The organism is Candidatus Neomarinimicrobiota bacterium (assembly GCA_018647265.1).
Lineage (GTDB): Bacteria > Fidelibacterota > Marinisomatia > Marinisomatales > TCS55 > TCS55.
In genome coordinates this window covers 1-7,862 of the sequence record JABGTK010000073.1, presented here as the reverse complement: position 1 = coordinate 7,862, position 7,862 = coordinate 1, and the positions used below count along the sequence as shown (strand labels likewise).

Genomic DNA, 7,862 nt, shown 5'->3' with positions numbered 1-7,862 from the left:
TGAACCCCCAAGAGAATACACACAGTCGTTCGAATTATGTCGGCATAAGGTGCTTCCAAGAAAAAGTGGGCGTGAGAAACAGATAGATTCATATCCTCGGGAGCGTGATGGGTGGAATGAAGACACCAAAAAAGGCGCACTTTATGGGCTAAAAAATGGTACACGAAATGACCCAGCTCCCAAATAATATATCCGTAAATAAAACCATACCAAGAAAGCCCTATTTTAATCGGTGCAAATGATTGAAAAAGACCTATGCTAAAAGCCACCATGGCAATACCAATAAACCGGCTTATAAACCGATTAAATATATAAATTAGAAAATTGACTTTATAAACTTTAGTCTGGGGGTTTTTGTGAAAAAGACCCAATATTAACTCCACGATCAACAGAAATGGCATCATCGGATAAATAAGCGATACAATCCCATCATAGCTTTTGAAAGTGCTGTAATCACCGGATTTTAGAATTTCCCAAGCTTGAGTGATGCCCAAGAATCCAATAATTTCATTTATTAATGTTTCTATTATTTCCATCTGAGACCCATTGTGATTAAAAAAACAAATCTTACTATTATAAATTAAATAAAATGAAACAGTCAAAAAAAGGGGAATCTAATCTGATTCCCCTTTTCCGAATTAACTAATTCATTTTTATTCCTCAGGCAACAACACGATAGAAACCGTATCACTATTGAAGGCTGTGAACATTCCTAAGCCTCCATTAATATTGCTGAAAGGTTCATTCAGATCGCGTGAATCCTGTCCACTGGATTGATACAAAAGGACATAGTCTTCTTGAACATGAAATAACACAATATCATGACGGCCAAAATGTGTGATCGTACTGGCGAACATGGTATATGTGGTATCAATGAATGGTTGCGAAATAAACCGCCGCCATCGAGGTGGTAACGTTTTTTCGAGTGGTTGCGGGTCTTCTTCTACATTATCCATTAACAGATAATGATACTCGTCATTAGAATTATCCCAATTCAACCGGACGATATTTGAATCGGCAAAAATCCAGCGAATATAGTCACGGTTTCGATCGAAATTTGGAACATATAAAGTATCCAAATTTGTGGTGAAACTATCCGGCTGGGCTGGGACGATTGTTTCAGCACTTAACTGTTGGCCATCATAATTTATCTCTAATGTAAAAGTATCCCCTTCTGCTACCACTAAATCGGAATCTGGGTAAGCATAAGTAATGCCAAATATTGTATCAGTTTCGGTCGTATCGTAAGAATAAACTGGCTTCAGAACAAATGACTCCGTCCCTCGTTTTAAAATCACTTCTGCAGAATCAAGTGGGAGTGGGGATTCACTTTCGTCATCCAAAGCCAAGGTAGAAGCGAGTATCACATCATTCACCGGTTGTCCCGCATAAAGATATCCCCTGACAACGATTAAGTTCTCCAATGGAACAGGTGTAAGGTCATCCTCACAACTGATAGTTAAAAAAGTGAGACTCACTAATGCTGAGAAAAATAATTTATTATTCATTTTATCCACCTATTTCAATGTGACTTTAAAGAACAGTGTTATTGTCATGGGCAATAACAGCATATCAGAAACAACCACGGGTATCACATCCAGATCATATTCCCGGTAATTCACATTTTTCCTGTTATATAAATTGAATACCGAAATGCCCACATCCCATTTAAAAGCGGGCGTAATCATTTGACGAAAAACGCTCACATCCATGCGATGGTAATCGGGGAGACGATAACCATTTTTTTCGCTTACATGGATATAGATGAATTCATCGCCATTCAGGAGTGGAAGATAATACCTGCTTTGTGGCGTTGTATAAGGTGTGCCTGTGGAGTAGACAAAAGTAGAAGCAAAGTTCCATGGACCCCATTTATAAGTTCCGACAATCTTTGCTTCGTGTGTTTTATCATGGCTGGCAGGGTATGGTTCTGGCGCAAGAGCACCAAAATCATATTTAACATTGGCGTAGGTATAACTGAGCCATCCATTAAATGCGCCAGATTTTTTCTGGGCAAGGAATTCTACTCCTTCGGCATAACCGTCACCAAAGAAAAAGTAATTCCCATAATCAGCTAGTTCTTGAAATCGCCTTGTATATTCCACAAGACCATCTAAAAATTTCCGATACCCCTCAACTTCAAACAGGTAATTCCGTGTTTCATATTTCATCCCTAAGATTTGATGCTCAGCCGATCCCGCTGGAATATTATCATCGGAAACGAGCCAGAAATTAGAATTACCTTGGAGTACATCTTCCAAAACTATATTATTAATGAATTGAAAATAATTCCCCCAAGCTCCTTTTAAAGAGAACCTGTCTCCAATTTTCCAATTGAATGATAATCGAGGTGAGATAAAAACAGAATCTGTCGCCAGATCCATAACTAATAAACTATCCAATCCGGTTTGGGAGGTGGCCCGTAAACCAATCCCAAGTGTCAAGGATGGTGTAACCTGCCAACGGTCTTCAAGGTATAGACTGGTCAATAAGGTGTTAGATTCCAAATCTAAAATTGGAATTGTATCAAAAACGGTTACATCATAATGGGTACCAAGGTTGGTCATTTCAAGACCAAATTCCAAAATATGATTGGCGTTGGCATGGAGGACATTATCGATCCGTAATGATTGATCCTTGGCACCATTACCTTCTCCTATTTTAAAGGATCTCCCCCCACCGCCTTCTGTATAAAGATGACGATCATAATTACTTTTGAACCGTGATGAACTGAATAAAGCTTGGCTAGAAAAACGGTCTGTCCAATGATGATTCCAACGCAGACTCACACCCAAATTCCCCCAGTCCGTATTATTATCATCAATCCGTGTGACATTTTGCTGATTGCCACCACCGCCGCCGCCGGGACGTCCCCTGACACCTTCTGTCTGGCGCGATTCATTTAAAAAATCTCTACCACCATACATACTTAGACTGACCACATCATTCCTTCCAGGGGTGAAGGTGACTTTATTATGAAGATCGTAAAAATAAAAGGTTGGGAAAATTTGCTGCTGAAAAGCATCCTCTTGATCAGGGTTATCCGGATTGACTCTTCGCCGATTATTTGTTGGTACTTCATCATCACCCGTCACAAATTCATACATTTTGTCAAAGAATGGGCTGGACATAAAATCCGAATATGACCGTCGAAAAGAAAACAACCAACTACCACCCATAATAATGGGTGTTTCGTATAATAATTGAGTCGACATAAGATTAGCGCCCACACCAAATTGACGACGAGTCAAATCCCCATTTTTACCCGTCATATCAATTACGCTGGAAAGCCGCCCGCCATATTTAGCCGGGAATCCTCCTTTATAAACTTGAACATCCTTAATGGCATCGGCATTGAAAGCGCTAAACATACCGAAGAAATGATCCACGTGATAAATATTCATGCCATCTAGTAATATCATATTCTGGTTAGAGCCACCGCCACGGACATTAATACCGGAAGATCCGTCACCAGTACTACTTATCCCTGGCAATAATTGGAGCGAACGAAAAATATCCACTTCTCCCATATTGGGAAGTAAAGCAAGTTGGCGCGGCGACAATGTAACTTTGCTCACTTCATCAGCACTTTTCATAATCTGGTATTCATCAGCGATTACGTCAACTGCCTGAAAATCCAAAGCTTCCATTTTGAGCCGAATATCCATTGCCCGCTTTGGGCCAGAATTATCATATCCTATCTTCGCCCTACGATATCCAATATAAGAGATAATCAGCGTACAAGGAACCGCAGGCACATCCACCAAAACAAATTGTCCATCAGAATTGGTTGTAATCCCTCGATTCATATCCTGAACAACCACATTGGCATAAGGCAGCGGTTCCAAATTGTCTATGTCAATTACGACTCCTGAAATATCTTGAGTTTGTTTTTGCCCCAGAATTATTGAAATAGTTAGTAAACTTAAAATATATATTTTTATCAATTCCGTCGTCTCCCTTGGCCACCACCTTTACGGCCTTGCCCTTGTCTTTTATTTCCCATGCGTTTTCTTCTGTCTTTCTGCTGGGACTTCAATTCTTTTTTGTATTTTTTATTTTGCTTTTTAGAGAGGACTTTTTTGACTGCTTTATCTCTTTGTTTTTGTTTCTCTTGCATTCGTCCCATCATTTGCATTGGATTTCCAGATCGATTCTCACGCATTACCGTAATTTCATCTCTGAACTTTTTTTGGATTTGATCCATTTGTTTGGCTTGATCCTCAGATAAATCCAATTTTTTAACCCAATCAATAGGTTCTGGAGAATCGCCTCCCATCGGTCTTTGGGCAAATACAAATGATGTAATAATTGTTAGAAATATGAGTTGATTGATGTGGAATTTCATAAAATCCTCTTACCTTTATTGAATTAACTTAGCTCTTTAGACAATCATAACTTTAATAAGTTAAAAAAAAGGGCCAACGAATCGGCCCTTAATAAATGAGTTAAATATTTGGCTTATTTTTTTGGAGCAAAATCCAATGCCAATGAGTTCACACAATATCGTAATCCTGTAGGTTTTGGACCATCTTCAAAAACATGGCCTAAGTGAGAGTCACATTTGGCGCAGGTTATCTCAGTTCGAACCATTCCATAACTAATATCCCGTTTTGTATTCACTTTTGTTTCATCCAATGCATCAAAAAATGCAGGCCATCCGGATCCTGAATCATATTTGGTTCCCGAAGCAAAAAGCTCATTCCCGCAGGCCGCACATAAATAAGTGCCTACTTCTTTATATTTATAATATTTTCCCGTAAAAGCAGCTTCCGTCCCTTTTTCTCTCAAAACTTGGTACTCTTCAGGTGTGAGACATGTTTGCCATTCTTCACTACTTTTAACAACTTTGTCCATAACAAATCCTTTTGATGAGTCTTTTTTGGTTTGGCCAGTAATTATAATTCCGGTCATAATGATTAATGATATGATTAATAATTTTTTCATGACAATTTCCTTTTTGCCCGTGTATACGAATTTACACCTGGTTTGGTTTCATTTCTTAGGTATGGATGTGAGGATAATCACAAAATGTTCCCTTTTACAATTCCAACCGCCTGATGGGCGACATAACAAGAGACGGATCGTTCTTCCAATCCACATCTGGATCATCCACGTAGATTTCAACTTCGTTTCCATCTGGATCTTCTAAGTAAATACTTTGGCTTACCGTATGGTCACTCATACCTGAAATGGGTATTTCGGATTCTATTAACTCATCCCGCACGGCGCGGAGTTCATCTAAAGAATCACCTACCTTAATACCAATGTGATAGAGACCAATTCGATGCCCTTTTGGTGGCCCTGGTGCATCTCCAACTTGGATCAATAAAATTTCATGATGGGTTCGGCCGGCAGTAAGTGCAACAGCAGTAAATGGACGGAAGAAATCTCCAACTAGTTCGAACCCAAGCAAGTCTCGATAAAAGGCCAAGGATTTCTCCAAGTTCTTCACATAAAAAACGACATGCCCTAAATAATGGGCTTTCATTTGGATAATTCCTCATATCTAAAACAATTTACCACATGGTCATTCACCATACCTGTAGCTTGCATGAATGCATAGCAAATAGTGGTACCGATAAATTTGAAACCTCGTTTTTTCAGGTCTTTGCTCATGGCATCGGATTCAGAAGTATTTGCAGGTATTTCTGACATATGTTGAAATGAATTCTGAATAGTCATTCCCTGAGTAAATTGCCAAATATATTTATCAAAACTGCCGAACTCCTTTTGAATATCCAGGAATAATTTGGCATTCAATACGGTTGAATTTACCTTGAGTCGGTTACGAACAATTTTTGGATTTTGGAGTAAAGATTCAATTTTAGATTCAGAATATTTTGATATTTTTTCCGCATCAAATTGATTGAAGGCCTCCCGATAACCATCTCGTTTTTTAAGAATAGTTTCCCAACTAAGTCCCGCTTGAGCACCTTCAAGAATTAAAAACTCAAATAATGTAGTATCATCATGAAGCGGAACACCCCATTCTTCATCATGATATTGTAAATATTGGGGACTATTCGTTGACCATTCACAGCGCGTCATTATTCAAATTTACCATTTTCATAATCAGAAAATGCCTGCAATATTTCACCACGGGTATTCATGACAAAAGGACCGCCCCTTGCTACCGGTTCATTTAAAGGTTCACCGGCTGCGAGAAAAATCCCTGCTTTTTTGTCATTAGTTTTTAATTGAATATTCCCATCTGTTTCAAATACAGCCAATTGACCCTTCTCCAAAACTTTACCATACGAAATTTTACCTTCATAAATAAATGCAAAGGCATTCCAATCATCATTCACAGGGATAGTTATCTCACTGTTGGGGTTTATTCGGATATCCAAAATCAAAACGGGTGTGTGAGATTTTCCCGGACCTATAGTTCCACTATATTCCCCCGAAATTACTTTCACCGTTCCTGCCTTTTCTTTAACAATGGGAATTTGTTCGGATTCAATGTCTTGGTAAGCAGGCTCAATCATTTTTTTATCTTTTGGCAGGTTAAGCCATAATTGGAATCCACGGGCTAAGCCATCGGTCTGTATTGGCATTTCGCTATGAATGATACCGCGGCCTGCGGTCATCCACTGTACAGAACCTTCCCCTAACTTACCTTCGTTTCCGGCAGAATCTTTATGCTGCCACTTTCCGTTGAGCATATAGGTGATGGTTTCAAATCCACGGTGCGGGTGTGGCGGAAACCCGGCAATATAATCATCCGGATTGTCGCTTCCGAATTCATCTAAAAGTAAAAACGGGTCCAGCATATTGAGGTCCGACGAGCCAATAATGCGGGTGAGATTGACGCCGGCACCATCGGTTGTTTGGATGCCTTCTACTATCTGTTTTATTTTCTGGTAATTCATTTTACCGGTTTATCACACGATAAAGACCTGAAATCGCCAGCATTATCCCGAAAGTTACAACAATCGCTGCGCCTGTTGGCAAATCAAACCAAATGGATACAAACATCCCTAAAAAACTCCCCACCATACTAAATATCCAACCAAATATGAGTCTCTCACGAATGGATTCTTGGAATAAAAGCGCCGCCACTGTGGGAATAATTAAAAATGAAAAAACCAGTAGTACACCGGCTATTTTCACAGAACTTGTGACAACAAAACCGAAAGTAACATAAAATAGAAAATCCCAAAATCGCACAGATTTATCTATTTCACCTGTTTTATAATGGGATTGAGATGTTTCGAAAAACCGATCACGGTATTTCCAATGAAAGTATCCTATAATGCCATAAAGCAAAGCTGTGTAGCCAATTTTATTTGGTGTAACAAATAGAATGGATCCCACTAGTAAATGATTCAAATGTTCCGATCCCTCTGCTGATTTACTGAAGAGTAATATCATAGCTGCTGCGCACACAACATAAGTAATTCCAATGATGGCTTCCTGAGGTATTCTTTGTTTACTTGAGCGTACATAGGCAAAAAAGGCTGCACCCATAATTGTAAATGAGACCGCCAACAAATAACTCGAATATCCATCATGCTCTAATCCAACAATAATTCCAATGGCTGATCCAAAAGCAGCCACTTGCGCCAAAGCTAAATCGACAAATATCACGCCCCGCGTTACCACGTGGAGACCTAAATACACATGGATTCCCGTAATAACGAACGTTGCCAGCAAAGGCCAAAGTATGAGATCAATCATGTTCAACTCCAAAGGCTTTAGATAAAATTTTTAAATTTGTTTCGAATAAATGGATATAAGAATCTGCTCCTTCAATTGCACCTACAGATTGAGCCAATTTCACCGTTTTTACTTTTGTTTTTGATGCAATAAATTTAGGTACACGATCGCTGAAATAAGATTCGGAAGCAATCACTTCT

General features: G+C 39.1%; 10 protein-coding genes. All 10 read right to left on the bottom strand.

Features of this window, described 5'->3' with window-relative positions; genetic code table 11:
- Positions 1-536, bottom strand: a 536-nt coding sequence (locus HN459_04455) for a sterol desaturase family protein (GenBank protein ID MBT3478696.1), incomplete at its 3' end; no start/stop codon positions are given.
- Between the two features lie 117 nt (positions 537-653).
- Complete coding sequence (locus HN459_04450) at positions 654-1,508, bottom strand: DUF4249 family protein (GenBank protein MBT3478695.1); 855 nt, start codon at positions 1,506-1,508, stop codon at positions 654-656.
- 9 nt (positions 1,509-1,517) lie between these two features.
- Positions 1,518-3,947, bottom strand: a complete 2,430-nt coding sequence (locus HN459_04445; GenBank protein MBT3478694.1) for a TonB-dependent receptor — start codon at positions 3,945-3,947, stop codon at positions 1,518-1,520.
- A complete protein-coding gene (locus tag HN459_04440) occupies positions 3,944-4,348 on the bottom strand; it encodes a hypothetical protein (GenBank protein ID MBT3478693.1) in 405 nt (134 codons plus the stop codon). Before HN459_04440 ends, HN459_04445 begins: the two co-directional genes overlap by 4 nt.
- A 113-nt stretch (positions 4,349-4,461) precedes the next feature.
- Positions 4,462-4,947, bottom strand: coding sequence for a peptide-methionine (R)-S-oxide reductase MsrB (gene msrB, locus HN459_04435; GenBank protein ID MBT3478692.1), 486 nt, complete (start codon positions 4,945-4,947; stop codon positions 4,462-4,464).
- Positions 4,948-5,041: 94 nt separating this feature from the next.
- A complete protein-coding gene (locus HN459_04430; protein ID MBT3478691.1) occupies positions 5,042-5,491 on the bottom strand; it encodes a VOC family protein in 450 nt (149 codons plus the stop codon).
- Positions 5,488-6,051, bottom strand: coding sequence for a DNA-3-methyladenine glycosylase I (locus HN459_04425; GenBank protein ID MBT3478690.1), 564 nt, complete (start codon positions 6,049-6,051; stop codon positions 5,488-5,490). Before HN459_04425 ends, HN459_04430 begins: the two co-directional genes overlap by 4 nt.
- Entirely contained in the window at positions 6,051-6,875 is an 825-nt protein-coding gene (locus HN459_04420) for a pirin family protein (GenBank protein MBT3478689.1), read from the bottom strand. Before HN459_04420 ends, HN459_04425 begins: the two co-directional genes overlap by 1 nt.
- Position 6,876: 1 nt before the next feature.
- Entirely contained in the window at positions 6,877-7,689 is an 813-nt protein-coding gene (locus HN459_04415) for a metal ABC transporter permease (protein ID MBT3478688.1), read from the bottom strand.
- Positions 7,676-7,862, bottom strand: a 187-nt coding sequence (locus HN459_04410) for a hypothetical protein (GenBank protein MBT3478687.1), incomplete at its 5' end; no start/stop codon positions are given. The genes HN459_04410 and HN459_04415, both read right to left, overlap by 14 nt.

What these genes read in the sequence shown, in the direction of transcription:
- HN459_04440 (MBT3478693.1), bottom strand. Translation starts at nt 4,348, where the DNA reads ATGAAATTCCACATCAATCAACTCATATTTCTAACAATTATTACATCA.
- HN459_04420 (MBT3478689.1), bottom strand. Translation starts at nt 6,875, where the DNA reads ATGAATTACCAGAAAATAAAACAGATAGTAGAAGGCATCCAAACAACC.
- HN459_04425 (MBT3478690.1), bottom strand. Translation starts at nt 6,051, where the DNA reads ATGACGCGCTGTGAATGGTCAACGAATAGTCCCCAATATTTACAATAT.
- HN459_04450 (MBT3478695.1), bottom strand. Translation starts at nt 1,508, where the DNA reads ATGAATAATAAATTATTTTTCTCAGCATTAGTGAGTCTCACTTTTTTA.
- HN459_04430 (MBT3478691.1), bottom strand. Translation starts at nt 5,491, where the DNA reads ATGAAAGCCCATTATTTAGGGCATGTCGTTTTTTATGTGAAGAACTTG.
- msrB (MBT3478692.1), bottom strand. Translation starts at nt 4,947, where the DNA reads ATGAAAAAATTATTAATCATATCATTAATCATTATGACCGGAATTATA.